Genomic DNA, 18,111 nt, shown 5'->3' on the forward strand with positions numbered 1-18,111 from the left:
TCGTCCCCGGGGCCGAACCCGTCGTCGTTCGAAAGTCGCAGTGGCGCGGTCGGGGCCTCATCCCCGCACGCGCACCGCGCCGGTCCTCACGCGCCGGTCACTCACACACCGGTCCGCGCCGGTCCCTCACGCACCGGTCCGCGCCGGTCCTCACGCACCGAGCAGCTTGCGCACCCGGTCGGCGCCGACCGCGAGCAGCAGCGTGGGCAGGCGCGGCCCGGTGTCACGGCCGACGAGCAGGTTGTAGAGCAGCGCGAAGAACGAGCGCTGCGCCACCTTCAGCTCCGGCGTCGGCTTGGCGTCCGGCGTCAGCCCGGCCTGGATCTTCGGTACGCCGTAGACGAGCGTGGTCAGCCCGTCCAGCGACCAGTGGTCGTCCAGCCCGTCCAGCAGCAGCCGCAGCGACTCGCGGCCCTGCTCGTCGAGCGAGCCGAGCAGCGCGGTGTCCGGCTCGTCGCGCACGATGGTGCGCTGCTCGGCCGGGACCTGGGTGTTGATCCAGTACTCGGCCTTGTCCAGCCGGGGCCGGGTCTCGTCGAGGTCCGTGACCGGGGCGGCCGGGTCCAGCTCGCCGAGGATGCGCAGCGTCTGCTCGTCGTGCCCGCCGGTGATGTCCACGACCGAGGCCAGCGTGCGGTACGGCAGCGGGCGCGGGGTACGGGGCAGCTCCTCGGCGGCGGTGCGCACCGCGCGGGAGTGCGCGGCGGCGTCGGCGGGCAGCACCGAGCCGTCGGCGACCTTGGACTCCAGCTTGTCCCACTCGTCGTAGAGCCGCTGGATCTCCTGGTCGAAGGCGATCTTGAAGGCCTGGTTGGGCTTGCGGCGCGCGTACAGCCAGCGCAGCAGCGGCGCCTCCATGATCTTCAGCGCGTCGCCCGGAGTCGGCACGCCGCCCTTGGAGGACGACATCTTGGCCATGCCGCTGATGCCGACGAAGGCGTACATCGGACCGATGGGCTGCGCGCCGTCGAAGATCTCGCGCACGATCTGGCCGCCGACGACGAACGACGAGCCCGGCGAGGAGTGGTCCACACCCGACGGCTCGAAGATCACGCCCTCGTACGCCCAGCGCATCGGCCAGTCGACCTTCCAGACCAGCTTGCCCCGGTTGAACTCGCCGAGCCGGACCGTCTCGCCGAAACCGCAGGCCGAGCAGGTGTACGTCAGCTCGGTCGTCTCCTCCACGTAGGAAGAGACGGTCGTCAGGTCCTTCTCGCACTGCCCGCAGTACGGCTTGTACGGGAAATAGCCCGCCGAGCCGCTGCTGCCGTCGTCCTCGGCGGCCGCACCGGAGCCCTCGGCGGCCTCCAGCTCGGCCTCGTCGACGGGCTTCTGCGACTTCTTCGCGGGGGCCTTCTTGGTGCGGTACTGGCCAAGAATCGCGTCGATCTGCGCGCGGTGCTTCATCGCGTGCAGGATCTGCTCGCGGTAGACACCGGTGGTGTACTGCTCGGTCTGGCTGATGCCGTCGTACTCCACGCCCAGCTCGGCGAGCGCCTCGACCATGGCGGCCTTGAAGTGCTCGGCCCAGTTCGGGTAGGCGGAGCCGGCCGGGGCCGGGACGGAGGTCAGCGGCTTGCCGATGTGCTCGGCCCACGACTCGTCGACGCCCGCGACACCGGCCGGGACCTTGCGGTACCGGTCGTAGTCGTCCCAGGAGATCAGGTGGCGGACCTCGTGGCCCCGGCGGCGGATCTCGTCCGCGACCAGGTGCGGCGTCATGACCTCACGGAGATTGCCGAGGTGGATCGGGCCGGAAGGGCTGAGGCCCGAGGCGCAGACGATCGGTTTGCCGGGGGCGCGGCGCTCCGCCTCGGCAACGACCTCGTCCGCGAACCTGGAGACCCAGTCGGTCTCGGTGCTCTGCTGAGCCACGATCGGCCCTTCCTCTTCTCACCACTCGACAAGCCTGACGGCCCCATTCTCCCAGACGCGGCCGCGGCGGATTTTTCCCTGTGGAAAACCGATGGAAGCGCCATGGGATACTCGTCGGCAAACCCTTTCCACACCAACGGAACGGCCTTCACTCCATGACCTCGGTCCCTTCCCTCGCAGCTACGGTCAACCAGCGCGTCGCGGACGCCCTCTCGGCAGCCCTGCCGGAGGCCGGCGCCGCGGACCCGCTGCTGCGACGAAGCGACCGGGCCGACTTCCAGGCCAACGGCATGCTGGCGCTCGCCAAGAAGCTCAAGGGCAACCCCCGCGAGCTGGCCTCCCAGGTCGTCGGGCAGCTCGCCGCCGGTGACGTGATCAAGGAGATCGAGGTCTCCGGACCCGGCTTCCTGAACATCACGGTCAGCGACGAGGCGATCGTCCGTACGCTGGCCGCCCGCGCCGCCGACGACCGCCTGGGCGTCCCGTACGCCGAGAACCCCGGCACCACCGTCATCGACTACGCGCAGCCGAACGTCGCCAAGGAGATGCACGTCGGCCACCTGCGCTCCGCCGTGATCGGCGCCGCGATGGTCGAGATCCTGGAGTTCACCGGCGAGAAGGTGGTCCGCCGCCACCACATCGGCGACTGGGGCACCCAGTTCGGCATGCTCATCCAGTACCTGATCGAGCACCCGCACGAGCTGGACCACCGGAGCGACGACGCCTCCGCCGAGATCTCCGGCGAAGAGGCCATGTCGAACCTGAACCGCCTCTACAAGGCGTCCCGCGCGCTCTTCGACTCCGACGAGGAGTTCAAGGAGCGCGCCCGGCGCCGCGTCGTCGACCTCCAGGCCGGCGACGAGGAGACGCTCGCCCTGTGGCAGCGCTTCGTCGACGAGTCGAAGGTCTACTTCTACTCGGTCTTCACCAAGCTGGACATGGAGATCCGGGACGCGGACGTGGTCGGCGAGTCCGGCTACAACGCCATGCTGGAGGAGACCTGCCGGCTGCTGGAGGAGTCCGGCGTCGCGGTCCGCTCCGACGGCGCGCTCTGCGTCTTCTTCGACGACGTCAAGGGCCCCGACGGCAACCCGACCCCGCTGATCGTCAAGAAGTCCAACGGCGGCTACGGCTACGCGGCCACCGACCTGTCCGCCATCCGCGACCGGGTCGGCAACCTCGGCGCCTCGACCCTGCTGTACGTGGTCGACGCCCGCCAGTCGCTGCACTTCAAGATGGTCTTCGAGACCGCCCGCCGGGCCGGCTGGCTCGGCGACGACGTCGAGCCCGTACAGCTCGCCTTCGGCACCGTCCTCGGCAAGGACGGCAAGCCGTTCAAGACCCGTGAGGGCGAGACGGTGCGGCTGGTGGACCTGCTCGACGAGGCGGTGGAGCGGGCGACCGCCGTGGTCCGCGAGAAGAGCGAGAAGATCGGCCTGACCGAGGCGGAGATCGTCGAGAACGGCACCCAGGTCGGCATCGGCGCCGTGAAGTACGCGGACCTGTCCACCTCGGCGTCCCGCGACTACAAGTTCGACCTGGACCAGATGGTCTCGCTCAACGGCGACACCAGCGTCTACCTCCAGTACGCGTACGCCCGTATCCAGTCCATCCTGCGCAAGGCCGGTGACTCCGCCGCGCCCACGGCCCACCCGGAGCTGGCGCTGGCTCCCGCCGAGCGCGCGCTGGGCCTGCACCTGGACCAGTTCGCCGAGGTCCTGGAAGAGGCCGCGGCCGGCTACGAGCCCCACAAGCTGGCCGCGTACCTGTACCAGCTCGCCTCCCTCTACACGACTTTCTACGACCAGTGCCCGGTCCTGAAGGCCGAGGGCGGCGCCCAGCAGGTCGAGAACCGCCTGTTCCTGTGCGACCTGACGGCGCGCACGCTGCACCGCGGCATGGCGCTGCTGGGCATCCGGACGCCCGAGCGGCTCTGACGCCCGGCTGACACCTACGCGGGAAGGCCCCGCCGGAGCTCACCGCGCCGGCGGGGCCTTGGCGTTGCCCGCGCGTCCCGTTGCCCGCGCGTTCAGTCTTCGGTGGGCTGCCAGGTGTTCAGGTCGTACCGGTAGCCGTACGCCGGGCGGCCCTTCATCGCACTGGTACGGAACGGCTTACCGTGGTCGTCGAGGCGCAGCGTGCCACGCCGTCCGCCGCTGCTCCACTCCAGTTCCAGGTACCAGCTGACGTCGTTCGCCTCCGCGTGCGCGTCCACGTACAGCGCCTGCGGGTCGGACGCCGAGACCTTGAACGGGAAGTCGGTCGCCGGGATCTTCCGGTCGCCCTGCTCGCCGGCCACCGGCCGCATCAGCGGCTGCGCCGCGTCCAGCCCGACATCGAACGAGGCCGGGGTCAGCCCGCCACCGCAGCCGTTCCCCATGGAGTACGCCGAACCCGTCACCGACGCCGTGCGCGTGGCGGTCCGTACGGTCAGCGAGTGCAGGACGACAGCCGTGTCACCGGTCCCCTGCACCGCCAGCGACACCCTGAGATGCCCGCCGGGCACCCCGCCCAGCGCGTTCGCCCAGCCACGCGCGTCCGGTCCGGGGGGCGGCGGCGGGACCTCGGTGGGCGGCTTGTCGAGCATGTACCAGCGGTCGCACGGGTCGTCCCAGTTGTTCGTACGAACATCGACGGTCAGCGGGGTGCCGCTGCTCTGTCCGCTGCTGCCGCCCGCCTCACCCTTTCCCTCGTTGGACGCCGCGGCACCGCCGGCCGGGCTCGCGGTGGCCGACGCGCCGCCCCGCTTCGGCTTGCCGGTCGCTTCGGGGGTGGCGGAAGCGGAAGGCGAGGGCGTACCGGAGGCCGCGCCGTCCGGGACCGGGCCGCGCCCGGCATCGGCGGACCGGCCGGAGCCCCGTGCATCCGCGGAGTTCGTCCGGTCCGCGTCCGAGGACGTCATGGCGGTGACGACGCCGATGGGCACGCCCAGCGCGAGCACGACAGCGCCCGCGATGGCGAGCCGGAGCTTCGCGCGGGCGGGGCGGGACGCCGGGGACGGGGCTGGTACCGATGCCGGGGCCGGTACGGCTTCGGGGGCAGGGGCGGGGGGCGGCGTGGCTTCGTCCGGCTTGGCGTCTGCCTCCAACTGGGCGTCGCCTTCCCGCTGGGCCGCTGCCTCCGGCTCGACGTCCCCCTCCGGCCCGGCGTCCCCTTCCGGCTTGGCTTCCCCCTCCGGCTTGGTTTCCCGCTCCGTCCCCCGCCGTCCCCGCGCCGCGTCCGCCAGGATCCACCGGCGGTGCAGCTCGACCAGTTCCTCAGGCTTCGCTCCGCATACCCGCGCCAGCCGCTCCACGGGTGCGTATTCGGTGGGCACCGCGTCGCCGTTGCAGTAGCGGTGCAGCGTGGACGTACTCATGTGCAGGCGTTTGGCCAAGGCGCCGTAACTCAGCCCTGACCTGGTCTTCACCGTACGCAGCAGTGCCGCGAAACCATCCGTGCCGGAAGCCGTGCTCACCGTTCCCCCTCGTGCCCCGTCCCAGAACCGCGTTCCAGGGAACCCCCATTCCCCCAGGTCAGGGTACGCGCAATCGTTCCACCGTCCCGGATGTACAGGCGGCCGTTGTGGCCGGGACGGACCGTCGCACAGGCTGTGACCACCGACGACGCCCCGACCGGGGCCTTACCGGGGAGCAGCCGTGCGGACCCGATTCCGCTGTCCTCTCGACCCGGCCGATCTCGCGGCACTGGGCGTACTCGCCGTCTGTGTCGCCGTCATCGCCGCGGTACTGCACAGCATCTGACCAACCGTTCCTTCCACGACCTCACGGGAAGTGCCACCCATGCGTTCGCGTCTCTTCACCACTCGTACCGCCCGTATCGCCGCCTCCGCCGCGGCCGTCGCCGCCGCCTTCTCGCTGACCGCGTGCGGCGACGGCGCGGACGGCAAGAAGGCGGCCGGTACCGACCGGCCCGCGGCCTCGGCCGGTCCGGAGACCACGGCCGGTTCCGCTCCGGCGGAAGCCCCCGGCGACTCGGGCGGTACGGGCCCGTCGGCGAAGTCCCCTGCGGGCGGGGGCTCGCAGGGCGGGGGCTCGCAGGGCGGCGGCCAGGGCTCGCACGCGGCCCCGGCCAGGACCGGCTCCGGCGGCAAGCACGGCAGCGCGCCGGGCGGGAAGTCCACCACCTGCACCGCGGCCAACACCAAGGTGACCGTCTCCAAGCTCAGCCGCCCCATCAACCACCTGCTCCTCACCGTCACCAACACCGGCTCGACCCGCTGCGACGCCTACCACTACCCGGCGCTCAACTTCGGCGATGCCCAGGCCGCCACCCCGGTCATGGAGAGCAGCAAGCCGCAGTCCGTGGTGTCCGTCGAGCCGGGCCAGTCCGCGTACGCGGCCGTACGCACGTCGGACGCCACCGGGGAGGCCAGTGGGGGCAGGACGGTGCGCAGCCTGGAGCTGTACTTCGCGAACCGCGACGGCAGCTACGCCGAACGCCCGGCCCGGCCCGCGCTGCCGAAGGGCACGTACATCGACGACTCCGCCCAGGTCACGTACTGGCAGAGCGAACTGGACGACGCCCTCTAGGGCTCCTCCCCCTCCCGCGCGCTTGCGCAACCACTCCCCCTGACCCCAACGTCCCCACCAGCAACATCCAACCGGGGGACTGGGGAAAGGACACACCATGCGCAAGCCCACGCCACAGCTCGACCAACAGCCCCTCCTCCACCAGCGGAACCTGCTCCATCAGCAGTCCCCGCTCACCCGGCGGTCCCTGCTCGGCGCCGGTCTCGGCCTCGGCGCCGCGCTCGCCCTCGGCTCCACGACGGCGAGCGCGGCCACGGCCGGCACCGCCGCCCCTTCCGCAGGCCACTCCGCGCCCTCCGCGGCCACCCGCCGCCTCCACGAGCTGGAGCGGGAACACCGGGCCAGGATCGGCGTCTTCGCCCTCAACCTCGCCACCGGCGCGTCCCTGCTCCACCGCGCCCACGAGCTGTTCCCGATCTGCTCGGTCTTCAAGACGCTCGCCGTCGGGGCCGTCCTGCGCGACCTCGACCACGACGGCACCCAGTTGTCCCGCGTCATCCACTACACCGAGGCCGACGTGCGGAAGTCCGGCCACACGCCCGTCACGTCGCAGCACGTCGCCGACGGCATGACCGTACGGGCCCTGTGCGACGCCTCGATCCGCTACAGCGACAACTGCGCCACCAACCTCCTCCTGCGCGAGCTGGGCGGCCCGCCCGCCGTCACCCGTTTCTGCCGTTCCCTCGGCGACCCGGTGACCCGCCTGGACCGCTGGGAGCCGGAGCTGAACTCGGCCGAGCCCGGCCGCCGTACGGACACCACCTCCCCGTACGCCATCGCCCGCACCTACCGCCGGCTGGTCCTCGGCGACGCCCTGAACGGCCCGGACCGCGCCCTTCTGACCGACTGGCTGGTGCGCAGCACCACCAGCGTGGAACGTTTCCGCGCGGGGCTGCCGAAGGACTGGACGGTGGCGGACAAGTCCGGCAGCGGCAGCGCGTACGGGACGAGCAACGACGTGGCCGTCGCCTGGACGCCCGACGGCACCCCGATCGCCCTCGCCGCCTTCACCCACAAGCCGGCACTCCCCGGCGCCCCTGGCGACATCCCACTGATCATCAAAACCGCCACCCTCATGGCCGAAGCAGTCGGCGGCCCGGCCTGAGCCGCCCCTCCGCGTCGGCCCGGACCTACGCGCCTCCCACCTCCTTGTAGAAGAACGTGCAGTCCCTCAGCGTCCCTTCCGGATCCGTCGCATAGGCCGGAACCGTGCCGTACGGCGTCCAGCCGCTGCGGCGGTACAGGCGCTCCGCCGGGCTGGCGGTTTCCGTGTCGAGGAGCAGGAGGCGGAAGCCGGAGCGGGCGGCGGACTGTTCGGCCGTGGTGAGGAGGGCGCGGCCGAGGCCCTGGCCGCGGGTGGACCGGTGGACGAGGAGTTTCACGATCTCCGCGCGGTGGCGGCCGTTCGATTTCTGCGAGTGGGCGAGGCTGATGGTGCCGGTGATGCCTCCGGGGCCCTCGGCCACCCAGATGCCGAGGGAGCCGTCGGCCACCGCGGGGCGCTGAGTGCGCCACCACGCCGCCGCGGCTTCCTGATCGAAGGGCGCGACGAAGCCGAGGGAGGAACCGTCGGCGACGGTGTCGGCGAGGAGCGCGGCCAGGCCCGGGACGCTGCCGTCGAAGGCGGCGGCGAAGAGGCGGGTGATGGTGAAGGTGGTGGCACAGCTCATGGCAGGACCACCAGGAGGGCGTAGCGGGCGGCGGCAGGGCCGGGGCAGTGGAAGCGGGTGGGGCCCCAGAGGCGGAAGCGCAGGCAGTCCCCCGGGGCGAGGGAGTACGCCGTGCCGCTCGTGGTGATGTGCAACCGGCCGTCGAGCAGCCAGATGTGCTGTTCCAGGCCGGGTACGGGCGGCGGGCTGTCGTAGGTGATGTCGGCACCGGGTTGCAGGGTGCCTTCGACCACTTCGCCCTGGAGGCCGGGGTGGGGAGGGGAGACCGAGCGGCGGGTGAAGCCGGAGGCGTCGTCGCGCCAGACGGACTGCTCGTCGGAGCGGACGAGTCGGGGAGGTTGCGACTCCACCTCGGCCAGCAGCCGGGACATGGGCCGCTCGTACGCCGCGCACAGCCGCGACAGCAGCGCCGCGGTGGGGCTGATCTCGGCCCGTTCCAGGCGGGAGAGGGTCGAGCGGCTCACGTCCGTACGCCGGGCCAGGTCGTCGAGTGACCAGCCCTGCCCCGTACGCAACTCCGCCAGCCGGGCGGCGAGTCGGGTCTCCATCGGATCGACGCATACGTCATCCGGGCCGCGGCCGGCCGGCTTCTCGGTTCCCATATCCGGGAAGATATCCCGGATATGGGACGCAGCGGAAGAGGCAGACGCACGGCGGCGCCCCGGGCCGGTGGTGTGGCCCGGGGCGCGTCCGTTCAACCCGGAAGATCGCTGCGCTCGACTCGTCGCGATCAGGTCCCGGTGCTCAACTCGTCGCGGTCAGCCGGTCGTCGGCGGATCGCCGGGGTCGGCTCGCCGCGAGCTGACCGCTGCGAGCGGACCGCTGCGCTCAGCTCGACGCCGTCAGCTTGCCCGCGGCCTTCTCGATCTGCGCGGAGAAGGCGCTCACCTTCGTGTAGACGCCGGGCTTGCCGGGCCGCGCGCAGCCCTCGCCCCAGCTGGTGATGCCGACCTGGACCCAGTCGCCGTCCCCGTCACGGCGGAACATCGGGCCGCCGGAGTCACCCTGGCAGGTGTCGACGCCGCCCTCCGCCACGAACCCGGCGCAGAGCTCCTCGCCCGGCGTCAGCAGGTCCCCGTACGCCTGCTTGCAGGCGGTCATGTTCACGAACGGGACCTTGGCCTTGCGCAGGTAGCGCTGCTGCGCGCCGCCCTCCCGGCTGGCGCCCCACCCGGCGATCGTGAAGGTGCCGCGGTCGAACGTGTCGTCCTCGGCGAGATGCAGCGTCTCCTGGTTCTTGATCGGCGTGGCCAGCTTGATCAGCGCCCAGTCCTTGCCCTTGCCGTTGTAGCCGGGGGCCTGGGCGACCTCGGCGGACTTCACCTTGACCGCCTTGGGGTTCTGGAGGTCCACGGCGCCCGCGGTGACGGTGATGGACGTGTCGGGTCCGCTGGCGTCCACGCAGTGCGCGGCGGTGAGGACGACGTCCTCCCGGATGAGGGAGCCGCCGCAGCCCATGGACAGCCGCACCATGAACGGGAACTCGCCCTGCGCGGCGGGCGGTCCGCCGATGATCTGCTGGCCGGGGGGCGGCGTCGGGGCCGGGGCGGCGCTGGCGCCGCCTGCCGACTGGAGGGCGAACGCCGCCGCCACGGCGGCACCGAGGGCTACGGATCTCTTGATACATCTCGCGGAGCGCTTCAAGGACTTTCCTCTCGCGTCGGAGGCACATCGGTCTCCAGCCGTTGCCGCGCGGCACACCACGGCACGACCGGGCGCGAAGTACTGCGCCGGAAGTGCGTGGTGAAACTGGAGCGTTGTGATTATGTGGACGCGCCCCAAAGATGCACAAGGTTCTGAAACCGGCCACTTCCCGAGTACGGCGATGTATCGGCATCTGGGTGGTTCGGACCAATTGGGGTTCGGTACGGGCGGGTGGGCGGCGAAGGGACCGGTTCGGGCCGGTACGCCACGGGCACCCGCCCGTCCCGCGTCAGCGGCGCAGCTGGTCCGCCGCCTTGGCGATGGCCTGCGAGAAGGCGCTCACCCGCGTGTAGACGCCCGGCTTGCCCGGCCGCGCGCAGCCCTCGCCCCAGCTGGTGATGCCGACCTGGATCCACGCACCGGCGTCGTCCTTGCGGAACATCGGGCCGCCGGAGTCGCCCTGGCAGGTGTCGACCCCGCCGGTCCGCATGATCCCGGCGCAGATCTCCTCGGCGGGGATGTGCGCGTTCCCGTACGCCTGCCGGCAGGTCGCCGTGTCGACGAACGGCACCGTCGCCTTGCGCAGATAGCGCTGCTGGCCGCCGCCCTCCCTGGTGGCGCCCCAGCCCGCCACGACGAAGTCGCCCTGGTCGTAGCGGCCGTCCGTGGTGGTGCGCAGGGTGGGCTGGTTGATCGGCGCCGCGAGTTTGATCAGTGCCCAGTCCTTGCCCGAGCCGTTGTAGCCGGGGGCCTGGAGCACCTTGGTGGACTTGACCTTGACCGCACTGGAGCTCTGGAGATCCACGACACCGGCCGTGGCGGTGATGGAGGTGTTGTTGCCGCTGCCGTCCACGCAGTGCGCGGCGGTGAGCACGATGTCCTGGCGGTAGAGCGCGCCGCCGCAGCCCATGGACAGCCGGACCATGAACGGGAATTCGCCCTGCGCGGCGGGCACGCCGCCGACGATCTTCGTGCCGGGCGTGCCGCTCGACGGCGTGGGCTCGCCGGCCGCGCTCGCCGCGCCGGGCTGGAGCGACAGGGCCGCCAGAGCCACTGCTCCGAGGGCTACGGATCTCTTCAGGAAGTTCGCGTGACGGATCAACGGACGTCCTCTCCAGGGGGAGTCGTGCTCCTTCGGTCACCGCCGGTCAGCGCTGACCGGTTCATGCCAAGTACACATCGGGGGCGCCCGCCGGAACGGGAAGTGCGTGGGGGACGGGGCACCACGACGCGGCAGAGCGTTGTGATTATGTGGACGCTACGAAGGGGGCACAAGCCACAGAACCGGCCAATCGCCACCTGTGGGACGCGAGGGCCCGCAGCGCGGGCCGCACCCCCGGGAGGACGCGGCCCGCACCGGCCGGTCAGGCCGCGTAGTGCACGGTGCCCGACATGCCGGCCGTACCGCCGCCGCACACCTGCCGGTAGCGGAGGGCGAGGCCGGTCACCTTGCCCTCGTCGGTGAAGTACAGCCGGTCCACGGTGAATTCACCGGTGGCATTCCCGCAGGAGCGCCCGTTCCCGTAGACCTCCAGGGTGGCGCCGCCCTTCGCGCCGGTGACCTGGTACGTACGCCCGGCGGTCAGCCGCTCGCCCACGGGCGGCCGGAACTCCGCCGTCCAGTACTCGCGCTTGCCCTCGACCCCGAACGTGACGCCGCCCGCGTAGCTGTCCGTCAGACGGAAGAGGCTGGTGGCGCCGGTGTGCGTCACCGACTTCCCCTGGCCGACGTAGTCGCCCGCCTCGCTCTTGTACGCGTACGACAGCGGCAGCGCGCGGTACTTGACCGTCCCCTTGAGCGGCTGGGCCGTCTCCGACTCGCACTTCTGCGTGTACGCGGCGTCGAAGAGCGTGACCTTGCCGGCCGCGTCCGTGGCGATCTGGTTGACCGTGAACTGCCCGTACAACTCGTTGCAGCCGCGGCCGTTGCCGCCGACGTCGAGCCCCGGCGAACGGCCGGTGCGGAACGAGGCCCGTTCGGCGCCGCGGTAGACACCGGGGCGCAGCTGCTCGCCCTTGGGAGCGGCGATCTCGACGTCCCACCACTCGTCGCCGGTGGTGACCCGCACACGGACCTGCCCGGCGTCACCGCTCAAGGTGAGCTTCGCGGCCGGCTCCCGGTACGTACCGGCATGCCCCTGGCCGATGTAGTCCCCCGCCACGCTCGTGTACGTGTACGAGGTGACGGGCGCCGGTCCGCCCGCCGCCGTGGCCGGCGTGGCCAGCGCTCCGCCGAACCCGGCCGCCGTACACAGCACGACGGCGGCGCTCCCGACGGAGCGCCGCCATCTCTGTATGCGCTTGCGCATGGTCTGTTCCCCTCCCTGTGGTGACGTCGCTTTTTCCTTCCCCCTGGTGGGAGTTGGGTACACCCGTGCGACGTGGCAACAGCAGAGGTACGTATGGGGAACTAGAGCTTGCGCGCGACCTCCGTGGCCCAGTAGGTCAGGATCATGTCGGCGCCCGCGCGCTTGAAGCCGGTCAGGGCCTCCAGGATCGCCGCGTCGCGGTCGATCCAGCCCTTCTCGGCGGCGGCCTCGACCATCGCGTACTCACCGGAGATCTGGTACGCGGCGACCGGCACGTCCACCGACTGCGCGATCTTCGCCAGCACGTCCAGGTACGGCATGCCCGGCTTGACCATCACCATGTCGGCGCCCTCCTGGAGGTCGAGCGCCAGCTCGCGCAGCGACTCGCGGGAGTTTCCGTAGTCCTGCTGGTAGGTCTTCCGGTCGCCCTTGAGCGACGAGCCGACCGCCTCGCGGAACGGGCCGAAGAAGGCCGAGGCGTACTTCGCGGTGTAGGCCAGGATCGACACGTCCTCGTGGCCGGTCTGGTCCAGCGCGTCACGGATGACGCCGACCTGGCCGTCCATCATGCCGCTCGGACCCACCACGTGGACGCCCGCGTCGGCCTGGACCTGCGCCATCTCGGCGTACCGCTCCAGCGTCGCGTCGTTGTCCACCCGGCCCTCGCCGTCCAGGACACCGCAGTGGCCGTGGTCGGTGTACTCGTCCAGGCACAGGTCCGACATGATCACCAGGTCGTCGCCGACCTCGGCCCGCACATCACGGATGCCCTGCTGGAGGATGCCGTCCGGATCCGTACCGGCCGTGCCGGCCGCGTCCTTCTTCGCGTCCTCCGGCACACCGAACAGCATGATCCCGGCGACGCCCGCCTCGACCGCCTCGACGGCGGCCTTCCGCAGCGTGTCACGGGTGTGCTGCACGACGCCCGGCATCGCGCCGATCGCCACCGGCTCCGAGATCCCCTCCCGCACGAACGCGGGCAGGATCAGATCCGCCGGGTGCAGGCGGTGTTCGGCGACCATCCGGCGCATGGCCGGCGTGGTGCGCAGCCGACGCGGCCGGGCGCCGGGGAAGTTGCCGTACGTACTGCTGCTCAACTGCGAGCCCTCCTACGCGATCCGGGCCGGCGCTCGCTGGGGCGCGTGACCGGGTCTCCGGCCTCCAGCGCGGCATCGCGCCGCGCCGCGCCGAAGTCCGCGAGCGCTTCGGCCAGCTTGTGCACCGAGGGCTCGGGCGACATGACGTCCACGCGCAGCCCGTGCTCCTCGGCGGTCTTGGCAGTGGCCGGGCCGATACAGGCGATCACGGTCACGTTGTGCGGCTTGCCGGCGATGCCGACCAGGTTGCGCACCGTGGAGGACGAGGTGAACAGCACGGCGTCGAAACCGCCGCCCTTGATCGCCTCGCGGGTCTCCTGCGGCGGCGGCGAAGCCCGTACGGTCCGGTAGGCCGTGACGTCGTCGACCTCCCAGCCCAGCTCGATCAGGCCCGCCACCAGCGTCTCGGTGGCGATGTCGGCGCGCGGCAGGAAGACGCGGTCGATCGGGTCGAAGACCGGGTCGTACGGCGGCCAGTCCTCCAGCAGCCCGGCGGCGGACTGCTCGCCGGACGGCACGAGGTCGGGCTTCACACCGAAGGCGATCAGCGCCTTGGCGGTCTGCTCGCCCACCGCGGCCACCTTGATCCCGGCGAACGCGCGGGCGTCCAGCCCGTACTCCTCGAACTTCTCCCGCACCGCCTTGACGGCGTTGACCGAGGTGAAGGCGATCCACTCGTAGCGCCCGGTGACCAGGCCCTTGACCGCGCGCTCCATCTGCTGCGGGGTACGCGGCGGCTCCACGGCGATGGTCGGCACCTCGTGCGGCACCGCGCCGTACTCGACGAGCTGGTCGGAGAGCGAGGCGGCCTGCTCCTTGGTCCGCGGCACGAGGACACGCCAGCCGAACAGCGGCTTGTTCTCGAACCACGAGAGCTGGTCGCGCCGGGCCGCGGCACCGCGCTCACCGACCACGGCTATGACCGGCTGCCCGCCGTCCGCCGACGGCAGCACCTTCGCGGCCTTCAGCACCTGGGCGACCGAGCCGAGCGTCGCGTTCCAGGTGCGCTGGCGCGTCGTCGTACCGGCGACGGTGACCGTCATCGGCGTATCGGGCTTGCGGCCCGCGGAGACCAGCTCGCCGGCCGCGGCGGCCACCGAGTCCAGCGACGTGGACACGACGGCGGTCGCGTCGCTGGTGCCCACCTCCGTCCAGCAGCGCTCGTCGGCGGTCCGCGCGTCGATGAAACGCACGTCCGTACCGTCCGCGTCGCGCAGCGGCACACCGGCGTACGCGGGCACGCCGACCGCGGCGGCGATGCCCGGCACGACCTCGAAGACGACGCCCTCGGAGGCGCACGCCAGCATCTCCTCGGCGACGTGCGCGTCCAGTCCGGGATCGCCGGACACCGCACGCACCACCCGCTTGCCGGTGCGCACAGCCGACATGACAAGATTGGTGGTGTCCCTAAGCGCGGGTACTCCAGCGGTGGTTGACGCTTCGTCAGCCGTGGGCTGCTGCGGGGTGTCCACATGCGGCCGCGCGTGCCCGCGGACGACGTCGAGCACCTGCGGGTCGGCGATCAGCACGTCGGCGCGTGCCAGTGCCTCGACGGCACGCAGCGTCAGCAGGCCCGGGTCTCCGGGACCGGCACCGATGAAGGTGACCTGACCGGCGGCAGGGTGATTCGGGGCGTTGGGGTTCAAAGTGCTCGCTCCCCCATAAGACCGGCCGCACCCTTCGCGAGCATCTCGGCGGCGAGTTCGCGCCCCATGTTCAGGGGGGTCGCCGCGTCGCCGAGAGAGGCGGGTACGTGTCCGGTGGTGGACAGCTGCACCAGCATCGAGCCGTCGGTCGTGCCGACGACGCCACGCAGGCGCATTTCGGTGACAGCCTGCCCGTCGGCCTGCAGGTCGGCCAGCGCACCCACAGGTGCGGAGCAGCCGGCCTCCAGGGCGGCGAGCAGGGAACGCTCGGCGGTCACGGCGGCCCGGGTGAACGGGTCGTCGAGCTCGGCGAGCTGAGCGGCGAGCTGCGCGTTGTGCGCGGCGCACTCCACCGCCAGGGCCCCCTGACCGGGGGCGGGCAAAATCATGTCGGGCGACAGGTGTTCCGTCGCCTCCTCGATCCGGCCGAGCCGGGACAGTCCGGCCGCGGCCAGCACGACCGCGTCCAGTTCGCCCTTCTCGACGTAACCGATACGGGTGTCGATGTTCCCGCGGATCGGTACGGCCTCCACCCGCCGGCCCAGCGAACGCGCCCAGGCGTTCAGCTGTGCCATGCGGCGCGGCGATCCCGTACCCACGCGGGCACCGTCCGGCAGCTCCTCGAACCGGAGGCCGTCGCGGGCCACCAGCACGTCGCGCGGGTCCTCGCGCACCGGTACGGCGGCCAGCGCCAGCTCGGCGGGCTGCGCGGTCGGCAGGTCCTTGAGCGAGTGCACGGCGAAGTCGATCGTCCCGTCGAGCAGCGCGTCGCGCAGCGCGGAGACGAACACGCCGGTGCCGCCTATCTGCGCCAGGTGCTCGCGCGAGGTGTCGCCGTACGTGGTGATCTCCACCAGCTCGACGGGTCGGCCCGTCAGCTCGCGCACCGCCTCGGCGACCATCCCGGACTGGGCCATGGCGAGCTTGCTGCGCCGCGTCCCCAGCCGCAGGACCCGTGGATTGCTGTCAGTCATGCCCGCTCCCGTGCTGTGTGCGAGCCGTCGGCCCGCGTGTCGGCCCGGCTGACGGCGGCAACCGTCTGGGGGTCGAGGTCGAAGAGTTCGCGCAGCGCGTCCGCGTAACCGGCGCCGCCGGGTTCGCTGGCCAGCTGCTTGACCCGCACGGTGGGCGCGTGCAGGAGTTTGTCGACGACCCGGCGCACGGTCTGCGTGATCTCCGCGCGCTGCTTGTCGTCAAGGTCGGGGAGGCGGCCGTCGAGCCGGGCGATCTCGCCCGCGACGACGTCCGCGGCCATGGTGCGCAGCGCGACCACCGTCGGCGTGATGTGCGCCGCCCGCTGCGCCGCGCCGAACGCGGCCACCTCGTCGGCGACGATGCCGCGCACCCGGTCCACGTCGGCCGCCATCGGAGCGTCCGCGGACGCGTCGGCGAGGGACTCGATGTCGACGAGGCGCACGCCCTCGGCCCGGTGGGCGGCGGCGTCGATGTCCCGCGGCATGGCGAGGTCGAGCAGCGCCAGCTCGGGCGCCGGGGCGACGGCGCTGCCGGTGCCGCCCGCGGTGCCGGTGTGGCCGTCGGCGGCCGCCGTCCGGGCGCCGCGCGTCTCGGCCGCGGCGGCGACCGCCTCGCCCGTCAGGACCAGGCCGGTCGCCCCCGTACACGAGACGACGACGTCGGCGAGGGCCAGCTCGGACTCCACGGCGGGCATCGCGACGGCGCGGGCGGTCAGCCCGTTCAGCGCGCCCGCCGAGCCCGGCTCGGTCAGGATCTGCGTCAGCCGCTCGGCGCGCTCCACCGTCCGGTTCGCGACGACCAGTTCGCCGACCCCGGCCCGTACCAGCGTGGTGGCGGCCAGCGACGACATCGAACCGGCGCCGATGACCAGGGCGCGCTTGCCCCGGGCCCACGCGGCGACGTCCGTGCCGCCGGACAGCTGCTCCAGGCCGAAGGTGACCAGCGACTGGCCCGCCTTGTCGATGCCGGTCTCGCTGTGGGCGCGCTTGCCGACCCGCAGCGCCTGCTGGAAGAGGTCGTTCAGCAGACGGCCCGCGGTGTGCTGCTCCTGCGCGACCGCGAGCGCGTCCTTGATCTGGCCGAGGATCTGGCCCTCGCCCACGACCATCGAGTCGAGGCCGCAGGCCACCGAGAAGAGGTGGTGGACGGCCCGGTCCTCGTAGTGCACGTACAGGTAAGGGGTCAGCTCGTCCAGGCCCGCGCCGCCGTGCCGGGCCAGCAGCGTGGACAGCTCGGCGACACCGGCGTGGAACTTGTCCACGTCCGCGTACAGCTCTATGCGGTTGCAGGTGGAGAGCACCGCGGCCTCGACGGCCGGCTCGGCCGACACCGTGTCCTGGAGCAGCTTGCCGCGCGCCTCGGGGGCGATGGCGGCGTGCTCCAGGACGCTCACGGGGGCACTGCGGTGACTGAGCCCGACGACCAAAAGGCTCATGCCGGCATCACGGCGGGTACGTCCCCGTCGGGTCCCTTGCGGTCGGACGGCCCGGCGGGGGCGTCCGCGTCCGGGCCGGTCTTGCCCGCGGCCTCGCGCACCTCGCGCACGGCCCGGCGGGCCTCGCGCGCGGCGACGGCACGGGCGTCACCGGACTCGTCGTCCTGCCCGGCGTCCTCGCCCGCCTTGCGCTGCTCGTGGAAGGCCAGGATCTGCAGCTCTATCGACAGGTCGACCTTGCGCACGTCCACGCCGTCCGGGACGGTCAGCACGGTGGGCGCGAAGTTCAGGATGGAGGTGACACCGGCGGCCACCAGGCGGTCGCAGACCTGCTGGGCGGCGCCCGCGGGGGTCGCGATCACGCCGATCGAGACGCCGTTGTCCTTGATGATCTTTTCCAGCTCGTCGGTGTGCTGGACGGCGATGCCCGCCACCGGCTTGCCGGCCATCGCCGGGTCGGCGTCTATGAGCGCGGCGACGCGGAACCCGCGGGAGGCGAAGCCGCCGTAGTTGGCCAGGGCGGCGCCGAGGTTGCCGATACCGACGATCACGACGGGCCAGTCCTGCGTGAGGCCCAGCTCACGGGAGATCTGGTAGACGAGGTACTCCACGTCGTAGCCGACCCCGCGGGTGCCGTACGAACCGAGGTAGGAGAAGTCCTTGCGCAGCTTGGCGGAATTGACCCCCGCCGCGGCGGCGAGTTCCTCGGAGGAGACCGTGGGGACCGAGCGCTCGGAGAGCGCGGTCAACGCGCGCAGATACAGCGGAAGCCGGGCGACGGTGGCCTCGGGAATCCCTCGGCTTCGGGTCGCCGGTCGGTGAGTTCGGCCAGTTGCCACGGTGCTCCTGCGGGTAGAGCGGGGCTGTGGACGGCCGTAGATTTCCCGACCGCCCCGTCGACAGCAGGCTATGTCTTTGTGAACGCGTG

At 72.0% G+C, this 18,111-nt stretch carries 15 protein-coding genes; 3 read left to right on the forward strand and 12 right to left on the reverse strand.

Features of this window, described 5'->3' with window-relative positions; all coding sequences use genetic code 11:
• Positions 1-150: 150 nt before the first annotated feature.
• Positions 151-1,875, reverse strand: coding sequence for a lysine--tRNA ligase (gene lysS, locus A6A06_RS40460; protein WP_073769189.1), 1,725 nt, complete (start codon positions 1,873-1,875; stop codon positions 151-153).
• 155 nt (positions 1,876-2,030) lie between these two features.
• Between lysS and argS the strand changes: the two genes are divergently transcribed.
• Complete coding sequence (gene argS, locus A6A06_RS40465; protein ID WP_073769191.1) at positions 2,031-3,812, forward strand: arginine--tRNA ligase; 1,782 nt, start codon at positions 2,031-2,033, stop codon at positions 3,810-3,812.
• Between the two features lie 92 nt (positions 3,813-3,904).
• Here argS and A6A06_RS40470 read toward each other — a convergent pair whose 3' ends face one another.
• Positions 3,905-5,332 carry a helix-turn-helix domain-containing protein gene (locus tag A6A06_RS40470; RefSeq protein WP_073769193.1) on the reverse strand — a complete coding sequence of 476 codons (1,428 nt, stop codon included), beginning with the start codon at positions 5,330-5,332 and terminating at the stop codon, positions 3,905-3,907.
• A gap of 325 nt (positions 5,333-5,657) precedes the next feature.
• Here A6A06_RS40470 and A6A06_RS40475 point away from each other — a divergent pair, with 325 nt between their 5' ends.
• Positions 5,658-6,407: a DUF4232 domain-containing protein gene (locus A6A06_RS40475; protein WP_073769195.1), complete on the forward strand. Its 750-nt coding sequence runs from the start codon at positions 5,658-5,660 to the stop codon at positions 6,405-6,407.
• Between the two features lie 97 nt (positions 6,408-6,504).
• Positions 6,505-7,512: a class A beta-lactamase gene (gene bla, locus A6A06_RS40480; RefSeq protein WP_079194682.1), complete on the forward strand. Its 1,008-nt coding sequence runs from the start codon at positions 6,505-6,507 to the stop codon at positions 7,510-7,512.
• Between the two features lie 25 nt (positions 7,513-7,537).
• On the opposite strand, the gene A6A06_RS40485 is transcribed toward bla, so the two are convergent.
• The 10 genes from A6A06_RS40485 to A6A06_RS40530 form a co-directional block, all read right to left on the reverse strand.
• The gene (locus tag A6A06_RS40485; protein WP_079194683.1) at positions 7,538-8,077 is read right to left on the reverse strand and encodes a GNAT family N-acetyltransferase; all 540 of its coding nucleotides are present in this window, start codon (positions 8,075-8,077) and stop codon (positions 7,538-7,540) included.
• On the reverse strand, positions 8,074-8,679 hold the full coding sequence (locus A6A06_RS40490) for a helix-turn-helix domain-containing protein (RefSeq protein ID WP_073769197.1): 606 nt from the start codon (positions 8,677-8,679) through the stop codon (positions 8,074-8,076). The genes A6A06_RS40485 and A6A06_RS40490 overlap by 4 nt, the downstream gene beginning before the upstream one ends.
• Positions 8,680-8,905: 226 nt before the next feature.
• Positions 8,906-9,721, reverse strand: a complete 816-nt coding sequence (locus A6A06_RS40495; RefSeq protein WP_073769199.1) for a S1 family peptidase — start codon at positions 9,719-9,721, stop codon at positions 8,906-8,908.
• A gap of 289 nt (positions 9,722-10,010) precedes the next feature.
• On the reverse strand, positions 10,011-10,823 hold the full coding sequence (locus tag A6A06_RS40500) for a serine protease (protein WP_073769201.1): 813 nt from the start codon (positions 10,821-10,823) through the stop codon (positions 10,011-10,013).
• A 262-nt stretch (positions 10,824-11,085) separates the two neighbouring features.
• Positions 11,086-12,030: a hypothetical protein gene (locus A6A06_RS40505; RefSeq protein ID WP_199931444.1), complete on the reverse strand. Its 945-nt coding sequence runs from the start codon at positions 12,028-12,030 to the stop codon at positions 11,086-11,088.
• 101 nt (positions 12,031-12,131) lie between these two features.
• Entirely contained in the window at positions 12,132-13,127 is a 996-nt protein-coding gene (gene hemB, locus A6A06_RS40510) for a porphobilinogen synthase (protein WP_073769203.1), read from the reverse strand.
• A complete protein-coding gene (locus A6A06_RS40515) occupies positions 13,124-14,773 on the reverse strand; it encodes a uroporphyrinogen-III synthase (RefSeq protein ID WP_073769205.1) in 1,650 nt (549 codons plus the stop codon). The genes hemB and A6A06_RS40515 overlap by 4 nt, the downstream gene beginning before the upstream one ends.
• On the reverse strand, positions 14,770-15,747 hold the full coding sequence (gene hemC / locus A6A06_RS40520; RefSeq protein WP_073769207.1) for a hydroxymethylbilane synthase: 978 nt from the start codon (positions 15,745-15,747) through the stop codon (positions 14,770-14,772). Before hemC ends, A6A06_RS40515 begins: the two co-directional genes overlap by 4 nt.
• Complete coding sequence (locus tag A6A06_RS40525) at positions 15,744-17,183, reverse strand: glutamyl-tRNA reductase (protein WP_073769209.1); 1,440 nt, start codon at positions 17,181-17,183, stop codon at positions 15,744-15,746. The genes hemC and A6A06_RS40525 overlap by 4 nt, the downstream gene beginning before the upstream one ends.
• Positions 17,180-18,022, reverse strand: coding sequence for a redox-sensing transcriptional repressor Rex (locus tag A6A06_RS40530; protein WP_073769211.1), 843 nt, complete (start codon positions 18,020-18,022; stop codon positions 17,180-17,182). The genes A6A06_RS40525 and A6A06_RS40530 overlap by 4 nt, the downstream gene beginning before the upstream one ends.
• Positions 18,023-18,111: the final 89 nt, after the last annotated feature.

The organism is Streptomyces sp. CB02923 (assembly GCF_001905005.1).
Lineage (GTDB): Bacteria > Actinomycetota > Actinomycetes > Streptomycetales > Streptomycetaceae > Streptomyces.

Excerpts from the sequence above, each read along its gene's own strand:
- A6A06_RS40525 (WP_073769209.1), bottom strand. The coding sequence starts at position 17,183 with ATGAGCCTTTTGGTCGTCGGGCTCAGTCACCGCAGTGCCCCCGTGAGC.
- A6A06_RS40485 (WP_079194683.1), bottom strand. The coding sequence starts at position 8,077 with ATGAGCTGTGCCACCACCTTCACCATCACCCGCCTCTTCGCCGCCGCC.
- bla (WP_079194682.1), top strand. The coding sequence starts at position 6,505 with ATGCGCAAGCCCACGCCACAGCTCGACCAACAGCCCCTCCTCCACCAG.
- hemC (WP_073769207.1), bottom strand. The coding sequence starts at position 15,747 with ATGACTGACAGCAATCCACGGGTCCTGCGGCTGGGGACGCGGCGCAGC.
- A6A06_RS40475 (WP_073769195.1), top strand. The coding sequence starts at position 5,658 with ATGCGTTCGCGTCTCTTCACCACTCGTACCGCCCGTATCGCCGCCTCC.
- argS (WP_073769191.1), top strand. The coding sequence starts at position 2,031 with ATGACCTCGGTCCCTTCCCTCGCAGCTACGGTCAACCAGCGCGTCGCG.
- A6A06_RS40505 (WP_199931444.1), bottom strand. The coding sequence starts at position 12,030 with ATGCGCAAGCGCATACAGAGATGGCGGCGCTCCGTCGGGAGCGCCGCC.
- A6A06_RS40490 (WP_073769197.1), bottom strand. The coding sequence starts at position 8,679 with ATGGGAACCGAGAAGCCGGCCGGCCGCGGCCCGGATGACGTATGCGTC.